The 20,154-nt window shown below is 74.0% G+C and carries 17 protein-coding genes and 1 tRNA gene; 6 read left to right on the top strand and 12 right to left on the bottom strand.

Features of this window, described 5'->3' with window-relative positions; genetic code table 11:
- The first annotated feature begins 202 nt into the window (after positions 1 to 202).
- Genes HP550_RS21565 through HP550_RS21555 form a run of 3 tightly spaced genes read left to right on the top strand, consistent with a single transcriptional unit; the run spans position 203 to position 6,520 of the window.
- Entirely contained in the window at positions 203 to 1,081 is an 879-nt protein-coding gene (locus HP550_RS21565; protein WP_175349721.1) for a hypothetical protein, read from the top strand.
- Positions 1,078 to 2,949, top strand: coding sequence for a DNA polymerase Y family protein (locus HP550_RS21560; protein WP_175349720.1), 1,872 nt, complete (start codon positions 1,078 to 1,080; stop codon positions 2,947 to 2,949). Before HP550_RS21565 ends, HP550_RS21560 begins: the two co-directional genes overlap by 4 nt.
- Complete coding sequence (locus HP550_RS21555; RefSeq protein WP_175349719.1) at positions 2,942 to 6,520, top strand: PHP domain-containing protein; 3,579 nt, start codon at positions 2,942 to 2,944, stop codon at positions 6,518 to 6,520. The genes HP550_RS21560 and HP550_RS21555 overlap by 8 nt, the downstream gene beginning before the upstream one ends.
- A gap of 3 nt (positions 6,521 to 6,523) precedes the next feature.
- On the opposite strand, the gene HP550_RS21550 is transcribed toward HP550_RS21555, so the two are convergent.
- A complete protein-coding gene (locus tag HP550_RS21550) occupies positions 6,524 to 7,750 on the bottom strand; it encodes an AI-2E family transporter (protein WP_175349718.1) in 1,227 nt (408 codons plus the stop codon).
- Positions 7,751 to 7,896: 146 nt separating this feature from the next.
- On the opposite strand from HP550_RS21550, the gene HP550_RS21545 reads away from it, so the two are divergent.
- A tRNA-Leu gene (locus HP550_RS21545) sits at positions 7,897 to 7,979 on the top strand.
- Positions 7,980 to 8,054: 75 nt separating this feature from the next.
- On the opposite strand, the gene HP550_RS21540 is transcribed toward HP550_RS21545, so the two are convergent.
- From HP550_RS21540 to HP550_RS23170, 10 genes are all read right to left on the bottom strand, one after another.
- A complete protein-coding gene (locus HP550_RS21540; protein WP_175349717.1) occupies positions 8,055 to 8,252 on the bottom strand; it encodes a hypothetical protein in 198 nt (65 codons plus the stop codon).
- Between the two features lie 138 nt (positions 8,253 to 8,390).
- Positions 8,391 to 9,749, bottom strand: a complete 1,359-nt coding sequence (locus tag HP550_RS21535) for a uracil-xanthine permease family protein (RefSeq protein WP_175349716.1) — start codon at positions 9,747 to 9,749, stop codon at positions 8,391 to 8,393.
- A gap of 114 nt (positions 9,750 to 9,863) precedes the next feature.
- Positions 9,864 to 10,970 carry a DNA glycosylase AlkZ-like family protein gene (locus HP550_RS21530; RefSeq protein ID WP_343048318.1) on the bottom strand — a complete coding sequence of 369 codons (1,107 nt, stop codon included), beginning with the start codon at positions 10,968 to 10,970 and terminating at the stop codon, positions 9,864 to 9,866.
- Positions 10,960 to 11,571, bottom strand: a complete 612-nt coding sequence (locus HP550_RS21525) for a dihydrofolate reductase family protein (protein WP_175349715.1) — start codon at positions 11,569 to 11,571, stop codon at positions 10,960 to 10,962. Before HP550_RS21525 ends, HP550_RS21530 begins: the two co-directional genes overlap by 11 nt.
- A gap of 84 nt (positions 11,572 to 11,655) precedes the next feature.
- The gene (locus HP550_RS21520; RefSeq protein WP_175349714.1) at positions 11,656 to 12,789 is read right to left on the bottom strand and encodes an alpha/beta fold hydrolase; all 1,134 of its coding nucleotides are present in this window, start codon (positions 12,787 to 12,789) and stop codon (positions 11,656 to 11,658) included.
- Positions 12,790 to 12,873: 84 nt separating this feature from the next.
- Positions 12,874 to 13,569, bottom strand: a complete 696-nt coding sequence (locus HP550_RS21515) for a helix-turn-helix domain-containing protein (RefSeq protein ID WP_175349713.1) — start codon at positions 13,567 to 13,569, stop codon at positions 12,874 to 12,876.
- A gap of 37 nt (positions 13,570 to 13,606) precedes the next feature.
- Positions 13,607 to 14,050 (bottom strand): transferase, encoded by a 444-nt coding sequence (locus tag HP550_RS22850; RefSeq protein ID WP_175349712.1) that lies wholly within the window; start codon positions 14,048 to 14,050, stop codon positions 13,607 to 13,609.
- Positions 14,051 to 14,207: 157 nt separating this feature from the next.
- Positions 14,208 to 15,560: a DNA polymerase IV gene (locus HP550_RS21505; protein WP_175349711.1), complete on the bottom strand. Its 1,353-nt coding sequence runs from the start codon at positions 15,558 to 15,560 to the stop codon at positions 14,208 to 14,210.
- Between the two features lie 73 nt (positions 15,561 to 15,633).
- Positions 15,634 to 16,419, bottom strand: a complete 786-nt coding sequence (locus HP550_RS21500) for an alpha/beta fold hydrolase (protein WP_425484471.1) — start codon at positions 16,417 to 16,419, stop codon at positions 15,634 to 15,636.
- Complete coding sequence (locus tag HP550_RS23170; protein WP_175349710.1) at positions 16,401 to 17,306, bottom strand: matrixin family metalloprotease; 906 nt, start codon at positions 17,304 to 17,306, stop codon at positions 16,401 to 16,403. Before HP550_RS23170 ends, HP550_RS21500 begins: the two co-directional genes overlap by 19 nt.
- 165 nt (positions 17,307 to 17,471) lie before the next feature.
- Between HP550_RS23170 and HP550_RS21490 the strand changes: the two genes are divergently transcribed.
- A complete protein-coding gene (locus tag HP550_RS21490) occupies positions 17,472 to 18,371 on the top strand; it encodes an aminoglycoside phosphotransferase family protein (protein ID WP_175349709.1) in 900 nt (299 codons plus the stop codon).
- Here HP550_RS21490 and HP550_RS21485 read toward each other — a convergent pair whose 3' ends face one another.
- Positions 18,372 to 18,893 (bottom strand): Lrp/AsnC family transcriptional regulator, encoded by a 522-nt coding sequence (locus HP550_RS21485; protein ID WP_343048317.1) that lies wholly within the window; start codon positions 18,891 to 18,893, stop codon positions 18,372 to 18,374.
- A 100-nt stretch (positions 18,894 to 18,993) separates the two neighbouring features.
- On the opposite strand from HP550_RS21485, the gene ald reads away from it, so the two are divergent.
- Positions 18,994 to 20,112 (top strand): alanine dehydrogenase, encoded by a 1,119-nt coding sequence (gene ald, locus HP550_RS21480; RefSeq protein WP_175349708.1) that lies wholly within the window; start codon positions 18,994 to 18,996, stop codon positions 20,110 to 20,112.
- Positions 20,113 to 20,154: the final 42 nt, after the last annotated feature.

Here is a 20,154-nt window from a genome sequence, read left to right as displayed (position 1 = left end):
ACGTGCCCTCCGTGCTGGTGGTGTCCCACGCCGGCGACGCTGCCGGGCGACGAGAACCTAGCCGAGACCTGCGACGTCACCCGGTCGGCTCGCCGCGGATTGACAGTGCCGGGAGTGTCAGCGTGTACTGAGATACTTCGAACAGATGTTCGATGAAGGTCTCGAGAGCACCCTCTCATCGGCCGATCGAGGGGAGGTCCGCATGTCCGTCGGCACCATGTCGCGCGAGGACCGGGTCCTGCTCGCGCGGGCCGCCCTCGCGCGCGCCGAGCAGCGGACCGGGGCGCGCAGCGTCCTGCCGCTCGGGGGTCTCACGGCTCCCGGCGAGGTGGCCTCCGCGGTCGCTCCTGTCTCCCGCGAGATCTCCCGCGAGATCTCCCGTGAGATCTCCCGCGAGGAAGGGCCGGTGACGCCGGTGGTCGCCCTGGTGCCCGACCTGCCGGTCACCCCCGTCGAGCAGCCCACCGCCGGCATCATCACCAGCGAGCGCCCCCCGATGGCGGTCCCGCCGCCGCTGGCCCCGATCCTGCCCGAGGGGCTGCGCCGCGGCGGCACCACGGTGGTCACGGGGTCGACGTCGCTGGTGCTGGCCATGCTCGCCCACGCGTGCGCCGGCGGGGCGTGGGCGGCCGTCGTCGGACAGCCGACCATCGGGCTGCTGGCCGCGTCCCAGGCGGGGGTGTCGCTCGACCGGCTGGCCGTGATCCCGCACCCGGGCCTCGAGGCGCCGACCGTCGTGTCCGCGCTGCTCGACGGCGTCGACGTGGTGGTGGTCGGGCCGGGGGCAGCCCTGACGGACGCGGAGCGCAGGAAGCTGTCCGCCCGTGCCCGGGACCGTGGCTCGGTGCTGCTGTCGACCGCCGACTGGCCGGGCGCCGGCGTGGTGCTCACGGTCGAGTCGGGCCGGTGGACCGGGGTCGACGCGGGTGAGGGGCGGCTGCGCACGCACGAGATCCGGCTGGTCCGCACCGGTCGGGGGAGCGCCGCCGTGCCCCGTGCGCTCGACCTGACCCTGCCGATCGGTTCCACCGTCGCGCCGCAGGTCGAGGCCACCTCACCGGGACTGAGGCTCGTCGGATGAGCACGCGCACGACCGTCCTGTGGGTCCCGGACTGGCCGGTGGTGGCCGCGGCGACGTCCGAGCAGGTGCCCCCGCACGTGCCCACCGCCGTGCACGACGGGCGGCAGCTCACCGCCGTGTCGGCGCTCGCGCGGGCCGAGGGGGTGCGTCGCGGGATGCGGCGACGGCAGGCGCAGGGCGTGTGCCCCGAGCTGGTGCTGCTGCCCGCGGACGACGCGCGCGACGTGCGGCTGTTCGAGCCGGTCGCGGCGGCCGCGGAGACCGTGGTGGCGGGCATCGAGGTGGTCCGCGCCGGGATGCTGCTGCTGCCCGCGGGCGGCGCCAGCCGGTACCACGGGTCGGAGGAGGCGCTCGCGGAGCTGCTCATCGACGCGGTCGCGGACGGGTCGGGCCACGAGTGCGCGGTGGGCACGGCCGACGGGCTGCTCGCGGCGGTGCTGGCCACCCGGACCGGCGCGGTGGTGCCTGCCGGGGCGTCGGCGGCGTACCTGGCCCCGCGCGCGATGAGCGAGCTGGTGCACGCGGCCGTCACCGACGAGGCGGCCTCCGCGGTCGCCCAGTTGGTGGACCTGCTGCACCGCCTGGGGCTCCGGCAGCTCGGTCAGCTCGCCGCCCTGCCGCCCACCGACGTGCACGCCCGCTTCGGGCGGCTGGGCACGTGGGCGCAGACGCTCGCGCGCGGCGACGACGAGCGCCCGCCGGCACGGCGTCGCCCGGAGGCCGACCTCGAGGTGGCCACCGACCTCGACCCGCCGCTCGACCGGGTCGACTCGGCGACGTTCGCCGGCCGCCGACTGGCCGAGGAGCTGCACGCCCTGCTGATGCAGCACTCGGTGACGTGCGGGCGCCTGCAGATCGCGGCACGCACCGACGAGGGCGTCGACCTGGTGCGCACCTGGCGGACCGACCTGGGCGGCTGGGGCGGGCTGACCCCCGCCCGGATCACCGACCGCATCCGGTGGCAGCTGGAGGGCTGGCTGGCGTCGAGCGCGGTCGAGACCGCGCGGAGCCGGGCAGCCGACGACCCCGCCGCCCGCGCCCGGTCGAGGACGGCGCGGGACGCCGTCGCGTCCGGGAGGGACCCCTGGGCGCACGACGACCTGCCGACGAACCCGTGGCCCGACGACGAGTCCCGCGCGGTCACCCTGGTGCACCTCGCGATCACCGCTCTGGACGTCGCGCCCGCGGGCGCCGAGCAGGGTCGGCTGTGGGGCGGACCGTCGGGCGGGGACCTGCGCGCGCACCGGGCGCTCGACCGGGTGCAGGGGATCGTCGGGGGGTCGGGCATCCTCGTCGCGACGTTGCAGGGTGGGCGGGACGTGCGCGACCAGGTGCACCTGCAGCCGTGGGGCGAGCAGGCCGAGCCGGCGCGGCCGGTGGACCGGCCCTGGCCCGGGCGGCTGCCTGACCCTGCCCCGGCGAGCGTGCTGGACCCGCCGGAGCGGGTCGACGTGCGCGACGCCACCGGGATGCCGGTGGTGCTGGACGTGCGCAGCGGGATGAGCAGCGAGCCGGCGTGGGTGCGGTGGCTACCTCGGGGGTTCGACGACGACCGTGGGGCAGGCCCGGACCGCCGCGCGGGTGCCCCGCGTGGGCACGAGCCGCGTGAGGCACCCGTGAACGCGTCGCGTGGGCGTCGTCGGGCCGAGCCGTGGGACGTCGCCGTCGCACAGGTGCGGTCCGCCGCCGACGAGCCGCGCGCCGTGGCCGGGTGGGCCGGACCGTGGCTGCTCAGCGAGCGCTGGTGGGTGGCGGCCGACGACCGCCCCGGCCTGCGGGCGCACCTGCAGGTGACGTTCGACGACGGCCGCGCGGTGCTCCTCGCGTGCGCGGCGGGCGGCTGGACGTGCGAGGCGACGTATGACTGAGCGGTCTGCACACTTCCCTCCGCGGTACGCCGAGCTCCACGCGCACTCCGCCTTCAGCTTCCTCGACGGCGCCAGCCAGCCCGAGGAGCTCGCCGCGGAGGCGTCGCGGCTCGGGCTGGGCGCGCTCGGGCTCACCGACCACGACGGGCTGTACGGCGTCGTGCGGTTCGCGCAGGCGGCCAAGGCGGTCGGGCTGCCCACGGTGTTCGGGGCGGAGCTGCACCTGCCCGCGCCGGACGGTCGGCGACACCCCCGGGAGGCCGCACGGGTCACGCCAGGCCCGCCCGTGCTCGACCTGCCGACCGGCATCCCCGACCCGCGCGCGTCCCACCTGCTGGTGCTCGCGCGCGGCCCCGACGGGTACCGCGCCCTGTCCCGGTCGATCGCGGAGGCCCACCTGCGCACGGGCAAGAAGGGCGCCGCGGACTACCGGCTCGACGAGCTCGCGGCGACCGCGGCCGGGCAGTGGCTGGTGCTCACCGGCTGCCGCAAGGGGTCGGTCCGGCGTGCGCTCGCGGGCGGCGACCCGTCCGGGGTCACCGGCGTGACCGCGGCCGGGGTCGAAGCGGCCCGGACCGAGCTGGACCGGCTCGTCGCGCTGTTCGGCCGGGACAACGTGGCGGTCGAGGTCACCGCGGTCGGCGACCCCTACGACGCCGACCGCGCCGACGCCCTCGCGCACCTCGCGGCCGACGCCGGCCTCCCGCTCGTCGCCACGGGGAACGTGCACTACGCCACCCCGCGCGACGCCGATCTGGCCGCCGCGCTCGCCGCCGTCCGGGCGCGCTCCTCGCTGGAGGACCTGGACGGCTGGCTGCCCGGCGGCCCGATGGCGCACCTGCGGTCGGCCACCGAGATGCTCGCGCTGCACCGCCGGCACCCGTCGGCCGTGGTGACAGCGGCCGACCTGGCCGACGAGTGCGCGTTCGACCTGTCCCTCGTCGCGCCCCAGCTCCCGCCCTACCCGGTCCCACCCGGCCACACGGAGGCCACGTGGCTGCGCGAGCTGGTACGCCGGGGTGCTCTCGAGCTGTACGGGCCGCCGGAGTCGGAGCGGGTGCCCGGCGCGTACGCGCAGCTGGCGCACGAGCTGACCGTCATCGAGGACCTCGGCTTCCCCGGGTACTTCCTCGTGGTCTACGACCTGGTCGACTTCTGCCGCCGCAACGGGATCCTGGCGCAGGGCCGCGGCTCGGCCGCCAACTCGGCGGTCTGCTACGCGCTGCGGGTCACGGCCGTGGACGCGGTGCGGCACGGCCTGCTGTTCGAGCGGTTCCTCGCGCCCGAGCGGGACGGGCCGCCGGACATCGACGTGGACATCGAGTCCGCGCGCCGCGAGGAGGTCATCCAGTACGTCTACGAGAAGCACGGCCGGTCGCACGCCGCCCAGGTGGCCAACGTCATCTCCTACCGGCCGCGGTCGGCCGTCCGGGACGCCGCGCGGGCGCTCGGGTACGACGCGGGGCAGCAGGACGCGTGGGCGTCGTCGATCGAGCGATGGGGGAGCCTGCGGGCGGACGCGCCCGCGCCTCCGCCCGAGAAGCCGTCGTCGTCAGGACGGCCGGCGCGCCCGCACGTGGACCACGTCGGTCCCGTGCCCACCACGGCCCGCGAGGTGCGTCGGCGCACGCAGGCCTCGATGTGGGGGAACACGTGGGAGCCGCCGTCGGTGGTGCGCGCCCCGAAGGGTGTCGACACGCCGGGCATGGCCACCGCCGACGGGCACGACGTCGTCCCGGCGATCCGGCCCCCATCGGCCAGCGACCTCGACGAGATCCCCGAGCACGTCATCGACCTGGCCGACCGGTTCCTGCGCCTGCCGCGGCACCTCGGCATCCACTCGGGCGGCATGGTCATGTGCGACCGGCCGGTGATCGAGGTGTGCCCGGTGGAGTGGGCGCGGATGCCGGGGCGCACGGTGCTCCAGTGGGACAAGGAGGACTGCGCGGACGCGGGGCTGGTGAAGTTCGACCTGCTGGGTCTCGGCATGCTCACCGCGCTGCGCATCGGGTTCACGTCGGTGCGCGACCACGAGGGCGAGGAGCTGGACCTGCACGGGCTGCCCGCGGAGGACCCGCGCGTGTACGACCTGCTCAGCGCCGCGGACACCGTCGGGGTGTTCCAGGTGGAGTCGCGCGCGCAGATGGGCACGCTGCCGCGCCTCCAGCCGCGCACGTTCTACGACATCGTCATCGAGGTCGCCCTCATCCGCCCCGGTCCCATCCAGGGCGGCTCCGTGCACCCGTACATCGAGCGCGCGCACGGCCGCCAACCGGTCACCTACCTGCACCCGCTGCTGGAGAAGTCGCTGGCCAAGACCAAGGGCGTGCCGCTGTTCCAGGAGCAGCTCATGCAGATGGCCATCGACGTCGCCGACTTCACCCCGGCGGAGGCCGACCAGCTGCGCCGGGCGATGGGCTCCAAGCGGTCGACCGAGCGCATGGAGGCGATGCGCGGGCGGTTGATGTCCGGCATGGCGAAGCACGGGATCGACGCCGAGACCGGCACCCAGATCTTCGACAAGCTCAAGGCGTTCGCCGACTTCGGGTTCCCCGAGTCGCACGCCTACTCGTTCGCGTTCCTGGTCTACGCCAGCGCGTGGCTGAAGGTGTACCACCCGGCGGCGTTCTACGCGGGGCTGCTGGCGGCGCAGCCGATGGGCTTCTACTCGCCGCAGAGCCTGGCCGCCGACGCCCGCCGGCACGGCCTGGAGGTGCTGCGCCCGGACGTGCAGGCCTCCGACGTGCAGGCGTGCGTCGAGCGCCTGGGTCCGACGCGGGCGGACGGTGAGCCGCGGCTGGTGCCGACCCCCAGCGGGACCGGACCGGTCACCGCGCCAGGGGTGCGCACGGGGAACGGCGACCGGTCGCTCGCGGTCCGGCTGGGGCTGGCGTCGGTGCGGTCGGTGGGGGAGGACGTCGCGCAGCGGGTGGTCGACGAGCGCCGCGCGCACGGCCCGTTCGCGGACCTGCGACAGCTGGTGCGGCGGGTGCAGCTGTCGACCGCGCAGCTCGAGGCGCTCGCCACGGCCGGGGCGCTCGACAGCCTGGGAGTCACGCGCCGAGAGGCACTCTGGGCGGCTGGTGCGCTCGCGCAGGAGGGACCGGACACGCTGCCGGGGGTCTCGGTGGGGGTCAGCGCCCCCATGCTGCCCGGGCTCAGCGACGTCGAGATCGCCACGGCGGACGTGTGGGCCACGGGGGTGTCCGTCGACTCCTACCCGACGCAGTTCGTGCGCGACGGGCTCGATGCGGCAGGCGTCCTGCGGGTCGAGCAGGCGTACACGCACGTGATCGGCCGGCGGGTGGCCGTCGCCGGGGTCGTCACCCACCGGCAGCGACCGGGGACGGCCGGTGGGATCACGTTCCTGTCCCTCGAGGACGAGACCGGGCTGCTCAACGTCATCTGCTCGGCGGGGTTGTGGCAGAAGTTCCGCAAGGTCGCCCGCACGTCGCGCGCGATGGTGGTCCGCGGGCGGCTGGAACGGTCGGACGGGGCCACCAACCTGGTGGCCGAGCACCTGGCCGCGATGTCGTTGAAGGTCAGGTCGACGTCGCGCGACTTCCGCTGAGGCTCAGGGCTGCTTGACGGCCTCGTCGTCGTCGATCTCCTCGACCGAGTCGACCGGTTCGACGTCGTCGTCGGACTCGTCCTCCTCCATCGGAGGGTCCAGCGTCCGCAGCCGGGAGAAGATCGCCCAGCACACCGCCACGAGCGGCACCGAGATGACCGCACCGAGGATGCCGGCGGTCAGGGTTCCCGCGGTGACGGCGAGCGCGATGACGACCGGATGGATGGACACCTGCTTGCCCATCACGATCGGCTGCAGGATGTGCCCCTCGAACTGGCCGATCAGGGCGATGCCGATACCGACGATCGCGGCCGAGAGCAGACCGTTCGCAGCGAGCGCCACGATCATCGCGATGACCATCGCCAGCGGCGCACCGATCAGCGGGATGAACGCACCGATGAACACCAGCACGGCGAGCGGCGCCGACAGGGGCACGCGCAGGATGCTCAGCAGGATGAACGCGAGCATGCCGTCCGTGACCGCGATGATCACCGTGCCGCGGGTGTACCCGGAGAACGTGTACCAGCCGGCGCCACCGGCCGTCTTCCAGCTCTCGCGCACGCGGGTCGGCAGCTGGTTGAGGAACCAGGTCCACATCTCGCGGCCCCGCGCCAGGAAGAACACCGTGCAGAAGATTGCGAGCGCCAGGGCCGTGAACACCTCGACCACCGAACCGGCTCCCGCAGCCGCCTGACCGGCCAGGTCCCCGGCGTGCTCCTGCACCCACTGCTGACCGTTGCTGATCCACTCGGCGATCTGGTCGTTGGTGATGGTGAACGGCAGCGGGCCGTTCTCCAGGAACTCGGTGATCTGGTCGATGCCGTCGCTGAACTGCTTGGTCAGGTCGGTCCACTGGTTCGCGATCGAGTAGCCGACGTACGTCAGCAGCCCGAGGAAGAACACGATCCCGCCGAGGATGCCCAGCGCCGTGGCGAGCCCGCGGGGGATCCACCGCGCGAGGAAGTCGACGACCGGCCGCAGCACCGCGGTGAACACGAACGCGAGGAACACGGCGATGAACAGCAGCTGCACCTTGGAGGTGGCGTAGAAGATGAGCCCCACCATCGCGATGACCACGAGCAGCCGCCACGACACACCGGCCGCACCGCGCAACCAGCGAGGGGCCGTGTGCTCCGTGCCGTAGGCGCTCGGGTTGCGGCGCGCACCGGCAACCTTCCGCGCCGTAGGGCTGGCAGGAGCCCGTCCCGTCGAGGTGCTGGTGTCGGTCATCGGGCTCCCCGCTTCGCGGCCGAGGGGTTGCTGTCTCGGCGTCTGCCGTCAGTCTGCCCCGGGGGGCCGATGCGTGCTCGCCCGCCGCGCCGTGCTATCTTTTTTGCCGCACCTGAGGGCGCCTCCGGGTGCCCTGCGGTCCACCTGTCCGGGTGGCGGAATGGCAGACGCGCTAGCTTGAGGTGCTAGTGCCCTAACGGGCGTGAGGGTTCAAGTCCCTTTCCGGACACTCGTTGAGACAGCGACGAAAGTGCCCCTGATCTGCGGAGACGCGGACCGGGGGCATTCTTCGTCCGGGGCCGGGTCAGCGGGTGGGCGCCCGGCGGTCCAGGCGGGCGGCGAGCGCGTACAGCCCGACCGCGACGATGACGACCCCCCCGAACCGCACGGCGGTGCCGGGCCAGGAGGTCCAGAGCTGCTCGTGGGACGCGACCAGCGACACGAGGAGCGCGAACGCGACAGCCGGGACGGTGAACAGGGCGATCAGGCGCGGGTTCGTCATCGTTGACCGTCCGGCTCTGGTCCGGCGCGGTGCCGGCCCCACGCCGGCCTCGATGTCGACGTCCCGACAGGATGAGGCAGCCCGTGACGTACGTCACCTCCGGTCTCGCGATCCGGACGCGGGACGCCCGCGGACCGGCTACCTGTCGACCGGGTCGACTGCGGGGACGGACGCCGGGGACGCGGGCTCCTGGCTGGTGCCGCGCCAGTCGGCCAGCACACGCATCAGGTGGTAGATGATCAGCGCGGCGGCGGTGCCCAGTGCGATCCCGCCGAAGACGAGGTCGCCCGGCGCCCAGGTGAAGTTGGCGATGCCGATGACCAGCGCGACGGCAGCCGTCGTGAGGTTCTTCGGGTCGGAGAAGTCGACCCGGTTCTGCACCCAGATCCTGGCGCCCAGGATGCCGATCATCCCGTAGAGGACCGTCGTCGCGCCGCCGAGCACCCCGGCGGGGATCGAGGCGACCACCGCACCGAACTTCGGCGACAGGGAGAGCACCAGGGCCGTGGCCGCGGCGACCCAGTACGCGGCCGTGGAGTAGACCTTGGTGGCGGCCATGACGCCGATGTTCTCGGCGTAGGTGGTGGTGCCCGAGCCGCCGCCGAGCCCGGCCAGGGTGGTCGCGATGCCGTCGGAGAACAGGGCGCGGCCGGCCAGCGGGTCCATGTCGTGTCCGGTCATGGCGGCGACGGACTTCACGTGACCGATGTTCTCGGCCACCAGGACGAGCACCACCGGGACGAACAGCCCGAGCACGGCGATGTCGAACGTCGGCGCGAGGAACTGGGGGAAGCCGACCCAGTCGGCGGCGCGCACGCCGGAGAAGTCGACCTCGCCGCGCAGGTTGGCGACCGCGTAGCCGACCAGGACGCCGACCAGGATCGAGAGCCGCCCGAGGATGCCGCGGAACAGCACTGTGCACAGGATGATCGCGAGCAGCGTGCCCAGCGCGGTGATCGGCGCCGCACGGAAGCCGTTGCTGCACGTCTCGACGATCTCCCCGTCGACGACGCTCTGCGAGCACGTCCCCCACGCGACCGGGGCGAGGTTCAGGCCGATGAGCGCGACGATCGTGCCCGTGACGACGGGCGGCATGAGCGTGTCGATCCACCCCGACCCGGCGACGTGCACCACGGCGCCGATGGCGGCGAGCAGCACGCCGACCACGACGATGCCGCCGAGCGCCACCGACTGCCCGCCGGTGGCGGTCGCTGCCGCGATGGGTGCGATGAACGCGAACGAGGAACCCAGGTAGCTCGGCAGCTTGTTGCGCGTGATCAGCAGGAACACCACGGTGCCGACCGCGGAGAAGAACAGGGTCGTCGCCGGCGAGAAGCCGGTGAGCAGCGGGACCAGGAACGTGGCGCCGAACATCGCCACGACGTGCTGCATGCCGATGCCGATGGTCCGCGGCCAGCTCAGGCGCTCGTCGGGTGCGACGACCTCGCCGACGGGAACCGTCCGTCCGTCACCGTGCAGACGCCATCCGATGCTCATGGGGCAGTCCCTACTCGTCGAAGTCGATGGGCAGCGGTCGCCCCCGCGCACCTGTGCGGCACGCGGACGCTAGCAACGCGGCCCTCGGTTGCGCCAGCAGCGTGCTCCGCCGGCTCAGCGCGGGTCCGCGACCAGGCGCAGCGGCCTGCCGATAACCGTCGACAGCCGCTCGACCTCGCGCTCGACCGCCGCACGCGCGGGGGCGTCCTCGAACCACGCCACGGCGACCTCGTCGTCGGACTGCGACCACGTCCCGCGCACGACACCCCCGACCACCGCAAGGTTGGCCCCGCGGCTGATCGCAGCGCGCTGGGCGACGGGCACGACGTGCGGGTCGGCGGTGCCCGGCCCGAGCACCCACTGGTCGTACCGCGGCAGCAGGCGGACCGTCGTCGACGGGCCAGCCGCGGTCAGCTCCTCGACGTCCTCGCGCAGGACGAGTGCCGGTTCGCCCTCCACCTCGACGGAGGCCAGCTGCTCCCCGAGGCCGGCGATCCAGGTCCGGAGGTGCCCGCGCCGGACGCCCAGACCCTCGCCGAGCCAGTACTGGAGGTGCGCGGGGGTCGTCGGCCCGTACGCCCGGACGTAGGACTCGACGGCACGCGGTCCTGCGACGTCGACCTCCACGAGCCCGCTCCAGCCGGGGTTGCCGTCCAGCCGCTGCAGCGTCGCCTGGCCGTCTCGCGCCGGACCGAAGCACAGGTCGCCCTGCCACGCGAGCGCCTTGAGCAGGGTCCACGGGTTGTCGGCGAAGACCTTCTGGAGGTGGCGAAACGCGGGCTCGGCGGTGAGCGTCTCCCCGAGGTCGTCGGGCGTCAGCGGCCCGTCGGCGAGGGCGTCGCGGACCGCCTGCCGGAACGCGGGCCAGTCCGACGGGGTGAGCCCGTAGTAGGTCTGCCAGCTGGGCAGCTCCCACATCCGGCTGGAGGCGCGCAGCGCGAGGAAGACGCCGGCGTCCTCGGGCGTCGCCACATGGACCGCGCCGCGGAACGCGAACGTGCGGACGAGCATGCCGTCGGAGATCGCGTGGACCAGCTCGCCCGGCCGCGGACGCAGCTGCCGGGCGCCGAGCGCCAGCTCCGTCGTGGCGTCGCTCTGCGCGGCGACAGCGCCCAGCGCCCGCACCACGTCGGTGGCCGACACGTCGGCGACCGGGTCCAGCAGCTGTCGCCGCATCCGCCAGGCGAGCGCCTGCGGCCACGTCACCGGCTCAGGCGGCACCGGGCACCTTGTCGGTGACGTCCTCGTAGCCCTGGGTTCCCGGCAGCTGGCTCGGCGCGTAGACCAGCCGGACGACGCCCGTCGGGAAGACGTCGGAGCGCAGGAGCCGCAACGGGTAGATGGGTTCGCCGTCGTCGAACAGCCGCTCGCCGTGCCGCGCGGCGACGGGGTGCACGAGCAGGCGCAGCTCGTCGAGGAGCCCGGCGGCGAGCAGCTGGCGGACCACCGAGACCGACCCGGCGACCAGGACCTTCCCGATACCGACGTCCGCCTTCAGCGCCGTCACGGCCTCGACGAGGTCAGGTGCCGCCTCGGCGTGGCGCCAGCCCAGCTCCTGGGCACCGCGCGTCGCCACCACCTTGCGCACGTCACCGAGCTGAGCGGCGAACGTGGCGTCCTGGCCGCCGGCGGCCTCCCGCTCCGGCCAGGCGCCCGCGAAGCTGTCGTACGTGACGCGCCCGAGCAGCAGCACGTCGACGTCCTCGTAGTCCTCGCCGACGGCGGCGCCCATGTTCTCGTCGAAGTACGGGAAGTGCCACGCCGGATCGATCTCGGCGACTCCGTCGAGCGAGATGAACAATGTCGAGACGATCGTCGCCATGTGCGTCCTCCTGGGTCGTCAGCGGCCGCCCACGCGACCGCCCGACACGATCAGACCGCACACCACCCACATCGGGACAGACCCTCAGCCCACCGGGACCGACGCGAGGAACGCCCGGATGTCCCCGGCGAGCTCCCGCGGGCGCTCCATCGCGGGGAAGTGACCGCCCCGGGGATGCTCCGCCCAGAAGGCGAGACGCCCGTCGGGGTCGAGGATGCGGCGCATCAGAGGCTCCTCACCGAACGCCACCATGCCCTGCGGGCGGTCGTGCGTGCGTCCCCACGCCATGGGGGAGTGCGCCGCTTCGTAGAGCAGGTTCGCGCCGCCGTCGCCGCCCCGGCCGAACCACGCCACGCTCACCAGCGTGAGCAGGTCGTCGACGTCCACGGCGTCCTCGGGCAGCTCGCGCGACGGGTCGGTCCACTCCTGGAACTTCTCCGCGATCCACGTCAGCTGCATGACCGGGGAGTCCGTCAGTCCGTACGCGACGCTGAGCGGCCGCGTCGTCTGGACCTGGAGGTACCCGAAGTCCTCGGCACGGGCCGCCTTGAGGGCCTCGTGCCGCTCCTTCTCCTCGGGGGTCAGGTGGTCGGTCGGCGGGGTGTAGGCGGTCGCGATCGCGCCGGGATCGGTGGCGACGAGCGAGGCGATCACGCGGTCTCCCGCATCGAGGCAGAGCTGCTCGCTGATGCCGGCGCCGACGTCGCCACCGAACACGGTGTAGCGCTCGTAGCCGAGCGCGACCATCACGGCATCGAACGCGGCGCCCGTCCGGACGAGGTCCCACCCGTGACCGGTCAAGGGGGTGGAGAACCCGAAGCCGGGGATCGAGGGCGCCACGACGTGGAAGGCCGGGCCTCCGTCCTCGGGCTCCGCCAGCGCGGGTGCCAGCGTCGCGAACTCCACGAACGACGCGGGGTAGCCGTGGCAGAGGAGGAGCGGGGTGGCCCCCTCCTGGCTCGACCGCAGGTGCAGCCCGTGGATCGGCTGCCCGTCGACGTCGGCGACGAACTGCGGCATCCGGTTCAGGCGACGTTCCTGCGCGCGCCAGTCGAAGCCAGTGCCCCAGCGCTGCGCCAGGTGCTGGGCGTACGGCACGGGGGTGCCGCGTTCCCACCCGGAGGTGAGGTCGGCGGGCCATCGCGTGCGGGCGAGCCGCTCGGTCAGGTCGGTGACCTCCGCGGCGGGGATGGCGATCTCGTACGGTCGGATGTCCACGGCGTGCGTCCTGTCTCCCGAGGTGGTCCCTGCCCTCGTGAGTCAGCCACGCGGTGCTCGCCCTGTCTTGAACCAGAGCGACACTCAGACGGGTTCGTCGCGGTCCCGGGACTGTCCGGGGGTGTACCCGGTGAGCCGCTTGAGGTCGCGGGTCAGGTGTGCCTGGTCCGCGTAGCCGAGGGCGTGGGCGACGTCCGCGATGCCGCCGCCGCGCTGGAGCCGGTCCACGGCCTCGCGCGCACGGGCGATCTGCCGGACGCGCCGCGGGCTCATGCCGGTCGTGTGCGTGAAGTGCCTCTCGACGGTGCGGGTGGACAGCGGCACCGGGTCGCCCGCGAGCGCCGTCTCGACGACGTCGTCGCGGGCGAGCAGACCGCGGTCGGCCAGGGCCTCGACGAGCGCGTCGACGCGCGCGTCGACGAGAACGCCGTCGGTCCCCGGGAACGGCCACGACGAGCCGGCCAGGACGAACGTGTCCGGCGAGGGCATGGGGAGCGCGACGGTGCGGTCCCGCATCGCGTCGACGGGGACGTGGGTGAAGTAGGCGCCGGGAGCGAACCGGATGCCCAGGTTGCGGTTGCCGGCGACGTAGGGGACGACCGTGGGCTGCGACGACGGACCGCTCAGGAGCACCCGGCTGCCGTGGGCGCCGACCGTGAAGATCATGTCCCAGCGGGCGTCGGCGGACGCCAGGTAGGTCCCGTCGCTGGTGTCGACCGTGTGCCAGACGACGTCGACGTAGCGGGAGGCAGAGGTTCGCTCGTCGTAGACGAAGCTCATGCCCAGTCAGCGTAGACCGGCCCCGCCGACGGGCGGCTTACGCGGCGGTGCCGAAGTCCGAGCGCGGTGAGCGGCGTGCGGGACCGAGCACGACCGCGCCGTGGGGGACCACGGTGTCGGTGCTCACGCGCGCCCGGGTCGCGACGATCGCAGCCTCCCCGATGCGGGCGCCGGCGTTGATCTGCGCCCCGTCGGCGATCCGGGACCCGGAGCCGAGGTGCACGTTCCGGCCGATGCGCACGCGCGCGCCGATCATCACGTCGGAGTCGATCCAGCTGCTCGCGCCGATGTGGGTGCCGTCGCCGACGATGGCCCCGGCCTCGACGTACGCGGACTCGTGCACGGTCGCGCCCACGTGGACGCGGGCGGTGACCTCGACCAGCCCGCCGCCGTTCGGGTGCCTCACGTACGCGGCCACCCGGCCGTGAGCGCTCTCGACCTCGACGTGCCCCGGCTTGCGTTCCGTCCTGCTGCCTGACACGTCTGCTCTCCTGCTCGTCGCGACGACTCGGGCGCCGTCGCCCGAGGCCCCCCGAGGGCGCGGGCGTGTGGCGCCGGGCCGGCAGGGACAGAGCAATCGTCCGAGGTGACGCGGCCACGGACCAGTGACCAACGGCCCACCACGGAGGAGCTGTCGCTCAGGGGACCCAGACCGGCGTGAGCGGCGGCACGAGCAGCAGGGGGTCGGTGTCGAGGTCGACCACCTGCGATCGCGCCGGGGGCGTGTCCACGCTCTCGAACCTGACCGTGGCCTGACGGCCGCGGACGTGCACCACCCAGCCGCGACCGAGGACGGGGTGCTCGACGTCCAGGCCCGGCCGGGAGTTCTCCTCCGTCAGCGGCCCGAGGCTCGTGGGGGCCTCGAGCGGCTCGTCGTCGACGACCGGCGGGGGTTCCTCGTCACCCCACGGCAAGGTCAGCTGCGCGTGCGCGGACAGGTTGTGGAACGACACCCCGAGCAGCCGCACGGAGTCGCTGATGCCGGCGGCGCGCGCGGCCTGGTGCGCCGCCGCCCGCAGCTCGGCCGGCTCCGCGGACGGCTGCGGGAGCGTGACCGAGCGGGTCAGCGTGGTGAAGTCGGCGAACCGCACCTTGGCGACCACGGTCCGCGCGCCGCCGCCGTGGGCGGTGAGCCGACGCAGCGCCTCGTCGGCCACGCGGTCGATCGCCGCAGCGATCAGGTCCGCCCCGAAGATGTCCTCCGCGAACGTGCGCTCCGCACCGACCGACTTGCGCTCGCCCCCCGGTGCCACCGGTCGCAGGTCGATGCCGCGGGCCAGCCGGAAGAGGTTGACGCCCGACGACTCCCCGACGGTCATGGTCAGGACGTCGAGCTCCTGCCGGCGCAGGTCGGCGACGGTGCGGACGTCGAGCCGCTCGAGCGCCGCCGCCGTCGCCGGGCCGATGCCGGGCACCGCGCGCACCGGAAGGGGCAGGAGGAAGTCGTCCTCGTCGGCCGGTTCGACCACCAGCAGCCCGTCCGGCTTGCCGGCCTCGGACGCCAGCTTGGCGATCAGCTTGGTCCGGCCGATGCCGATCGAGACCGCGAGTCCCGTGCGCTCGCGGATCCGGGCCCGGACGTCGGCCGCCGCGCCGGCGGGGTCGTCGGCGAACAGGCCCGCCTCCAGGTCCACGAACGCCTCGTCGATGCTCAGGGGCTCGACCAGCTCGGACAGCGTGCCCAGCGTGGCCATGATGATCCGCGAGTACGCCGAGTACGCCTCGAACCGGGGGAAGAGCACCGCCGCGGCCGGGCTGAGCCGGCGTGCCCGGCTCATGGACATCGCGGAGCGTGCCCCCGACCGACGCGCCTCGTAGGACGCCGTGGAGACCACCCCGCGCGGTCCCGTGCCGCCGACGAGCACCGGACGGCCCCGCAGCGACGGCTTGTCGCGCTGCTCGACCGCCGCGAAGAACGAGTCCGCGTCGGCGTGCAGCACGGTCGCGCGGGTGCGCAGCCGCGAGGCGTCGGCGAGCTGCAAGGGGTCCACGCCCCTACTCTGCCTGCCGCGACACTCTGCCTGCCGCGACACTCTGCCTGCCGCGACGCGGTGGGCCGCGCGCTCAGGCGATCGCGAGTCCGCCGCGGTTGCGCAGCTCGTGCAGCGCGTCGAGCAGGATGCGGTTGAACGCGACGGGTGCGTGCGAGTTCACGTCGTGGCCGGCACCCGGGACGATCGTGAGCCGGGTGCCCGGTCGCGCGTCGAGGTAGCGCCGTTCGTCGAGGCGCAGCGGGTCACGGCGACCGTTGACCAGCCACACGGGCACGGCGGTGCGACGTAGGTCCGCCAGCGGTGAGTACCCCGCGAGCTCCGTGAGCATGTCGGTGACCACGTTCCAGTCCGGGCCGCCCAGCCGCAGCGCCCGGGTGACCATCCCTGACGCCCGCCGGTACGCGCCCAGCGGCTTGCCCTTGATCTCGGTCGAGCAGCCCGCGAGGACCACGCCGGCGATCCGGTCCCCGTGCTGGCGCGCGTACGCCAGGCTGGTGTACCCGCCCAGCGAGAGCCCCACCAGCAACGGAGGTTCGGGGCACGAGTCGACCGCTGCGCCGATGGCCTCGAGAGCGCCCTCGAGGCTGAACCGTTCGCTCGCCCGCAGGCCGTGGCCGGGCAGGTCGAGGGCGATGGTGGGGTGACCGGAGCGCTCGAGCGCGTCCACCTGGCGGCGCCAGATCGCCGACGACGTGCGGGTGCCGTGCACGAGGACGATGGGTCGACGGTGGATGAGGCGCTCCTCGGGGGGCGGCGGTGAGGTGGTCCGCGGTGAGCGTACTCGCGGTGCCTGGGAGTTCGGCGGGAGAGCCTGCGCGTCCGGTGTGAAGGGTTGGGTCAGACGTCGGGCGCGCACTCGCCTGCGCCCAGCGCGGCCAGGCCGGCCCGGTCGCCGCCCGCGAACCCGGCGACCAGGAGCTGGGTGCTCGGGTACATCAGCTGGGTGGGGTCGTCGACGTGGTCGAGGCCCACCAGGTGACCGAGCTCGTGGGTCACGATGCCGAGGGCGGTGGGCTGGGTGCTCGGCGCGGCGACGAGCGGCGCGATGTCCTCGGCATCGAGCGTGACCGACCCGCTGACGTAGACCGTCTGGCCCGCACGCGTCACGGTGGCCGACCCGGCGATCCCCGCGACGTCGCCGACGAGCTCGGGGGACTCGGCGGACGTCGACCAGGCGATCAGGACGGGGGCCCAGCGGCGGCCGTAGACGCTCGGCTGGTAGGCCTCGCGGTCGACGCTCGGCGCCTCCTGGGTCTCCCCGTCGTCGATGAACTGGAGGCCGGTCGCCGCCGACACGCTCGCGATCGCCTGCCGGACCAGCTCGCCGCCACCCAGGGGAGCGCCGTCCGGACGCACGACGTAGTGGATCGGGCGGCACGGGCTGTAGGCCACGGGTCCGCTGCCGTCGGGCTGCATGCCGGTGAACGCGAACGCGCCCTGCCCCGGCTGGACCACCGGGGGCGCACCCAGGGGGAGCGCCGACTCCTCGAGGCCCCCGGGCGGCCCGAACGCGGACGAGGTCGCCATCCACCACCGGCCCCCGAGCACCAGCGCTCCGACCGCCAGCGCGACCATCAGGAGGAAGCTCACGCGCGGTCCGCGCCGGATGGGCACCGGCGGTCCCAGGAACCGGACTGCCGGGACGTCGCCGCCGGGACGGGGATGCGGCAGCACGACCGGGAAGGGGGCGTCTCCGCGCGCGCCGACCCAGGGGTTGAGCCCCTGCGGCTCGCCAGCACTCACGCCGTGCCCTCCCCGTGCTCCGACCGTCGGTGCGCGCAGGATCGCACACGGTTCTGGCGCGAGTGCGGCGTTCACCCGAGCGGAGCAACGCAGGACCGCCGCACGCCCGTCACCCGTGGCGATACTGAGCTCGGACGTCGGAGCACTGAGGGGGAGGAGCATCGCGTGGCCGGTCTCGTGGTCCCCGCGATCCTCCGGGACGGGCCGGGTCGCACCTCGGCCGGCCGTGAGTGGATCGGTCGGCTGCCGGAGCTCGTCGAGCGGGCCGCCCGGCGCTGGGACGTCGCGCTGGACGACCCGTTCACCAGCGGCGCCGCGTCATGGTGCGCGCCGGGGTCGCTCCCGGACGGGCGCGCCGTCGTCCTCAAGATCTCGTTCCCGCACGACGAGGCGCGGCACGAGGCTGCTGCGCTGCGCGCGTGGCACGGGCACGGCGTCCCCGAGCTGTTCGACTCCGACGACGACGACTGGGCCCTGCTGCTGGACCGGGTCGCCCCGGGTACCCCGCTGACGGCGGCGCCGGGGACCGCGCAGGAGCGCCTCACCGCCGCGGCGGAGGTGGCCCGGACGTTGTGGTCAGCGCCTGTCAGGGTCGTCGTCCCCGCCCTGCGCGAGGTCTGCGAGGGCTGGGCCGACCTGCTCCGCGAGCGCGGCTCGCGGCACGGGGTCGACGTCCGGGTCGCGGCGGACCTCCTGCGCAGCCTCCCGGGCCACGCCGACGCGCTGGTGCACGGCGACCTCAACCCCGGCAATCTCCTCGCCGCGGGCGACGACCGTTGGGTGGCCATCGACCCGAAGCCGATGCGCGGGGACCCCGCGTACGACCTGTGGCCGCTGCTCGAGCAGGTCGACGACCCCTTCGAGCACCCCGACCCCGCCGCGGTGCTGGGCGAGCGGATCGGGCTGCTCGCCGGGTTGCTCGACCTCGACGCCGACCGGGTGGCCGCGTGGGGGTTCGCGCGGTGCACCGAGTCGGCGCTGTGGGTCTGGGACCAGCTGCACGACGAGGCGGGCGCGCGACGGATCCTCGGGCAGGCGGACGTCTGGCGACGGCTGCTCGACTGATCAGAGCGACGCGGTGCCCGGCGCGTGCACGTGCTCGAACACCAGGCTCGTCTGCGTGTGGGCCACCTCCGGGCGGGTGCTCAGGTGCTCGAGCACGAAGGCCCGCAGCTCGGGGGAGTCCCGCACCGCCACGTGGACCAGCACGTCGTCCACGCCCGCCAGCAGGTACACGTCCCGCACCTCGGGCCGCTGCGCCAGGCGGTGCGCGACCTCGGCCAGACGTGCGCGCGCCGAGGGCTGGAGGCGCACCGCGATCATCGCCTGGAGCCCGCGGCCCACCGCCTCCGGGTCCACCTGGGCGTGGAAGCCACGCAGCACGCCCGACTCACGCAGCGCCCGCACCCGCGCGTGGCAGGTGGACGGGGCGATGCCGGCCAGGGCAGCCAGCTCCTTGTTCGAGATCCGTCCGTCGCGCTCCAGCTCGCTCAGGAGCCGGCGGTCGACGTCGTCGAGCACGATCGCGCCGAACGCGCTTCGGTGAGGACCGGCGAGAGGGCGCTGCTGCGAATCCATGGCGGACATGTGATGAATCTAGCGAATCTTCGATCGTCGTCACCCGTTCGAAACACAGGAAGTTCAGAATCAGGGCAACTGCTGACGCCCAGCCCGGACGGAGACCACCATGCAGGTCGGCATCCCCAGCGAGGTCAAGAACCACGAGTACCGCGTGGCGGTGACGCCCGCGGGCGTGCACCAGCTGGTCGGCTCGGGGCACCATGTGCTGGTCCAGGCGGGTGCGGGCGCCGGCTCGGCCATCACGGACGAGCAGTTCGCCGCCGCGGGGGCGCGGGTGGTCGGCGACGCCGCCGAGGTGTGGGGGAGCGCCGACCTCGTCTGCAAGGTCAAGGAGCCGGTCGCGTCCGAGTACGGGTACCTGCGCGAGGACCTGCTCCTGTTCACCTACCTGCACCTCGCGGCCGATCGTCCGGCCACCGACGCGTTGCTGGCCGCGGGCACGACGTCGATCGCCTACGAGACCGTGCAGCTGCCCGACGGGACGTTGCCGCTGCTGGCCCCCATGAGCGAGGTGGCCGGACGGCTGTCGACGCAGGTGGGGGCGTACCACCTGATGAAGAACGAGGGCGGCTCCGGGGTGCTGCTCGGCGGGGTCCCCGGCGTCGACGCGGCCAAGGTCGTGGTGCTCGGCGGGGGCGTCGTGGGCCGGCACGCCGCCGAGATCGCCGTGGGCATGCGCGCCGACGTCGCCGTGCTCGACGTGTCCATGCCGCGGCTGCGGGACACGGACTCCGCATTCGGTGGACGGGTCCGCACCGTGGCCTCCAGCGCGTACGCGATCGAGCGCGAGCTGCTGGACGCCGACCTGGTGATCGGGGCCGTGCTGGTGCCGGGCGCACGCGCACCCCACCTGGTCACCAACGAGCTGGTGTCACGCATGCGCCCCGGTTCCGTGCTCGTGGACGTCGCCGTCGACCAGGGCGGCTGCTTCGAGGACACCCGACCCACCACGCACGACGAGCCCACCTACCCCGTGCACGGCTCGGTGTTCTACTGCGTGGCGAACATGCCGGGCGCCGTCCCCGTGACCTCGACCAGGGCGCTGACCAACGTGACGCTGCCGTACCTGAGCGCGCTCGCGGACCTCGGCTGGACGGCAGCGGTCGCCGCCGACCCCGCCCTGGGCGCCGGCCTGACCACGCACGGCGGGGAGCTCTACAACGCCGCGGTGGGCCGGGCGCACGGGTACGCCACCCACGAGGCTCGGACAGGTGCCGTCGCCTGACGCGATGGGCGGCGCACGCGACCGTCGGGAATGATGTCCGCC

It is taken from the genome of Cellulomonas humilata, from assembly GCF_013359775.1.
Lineage (GTDB): Bacteria > Actinomycetota > Actinomycetes > Actinomycetales > Cellulomonadaceae > Cellulomonas > Cellulomonas humilata.
Note: the sequence above shows the minus strand (reverse complement) of the source record. Positions and strands in the feature narration are given on the sequence as shown.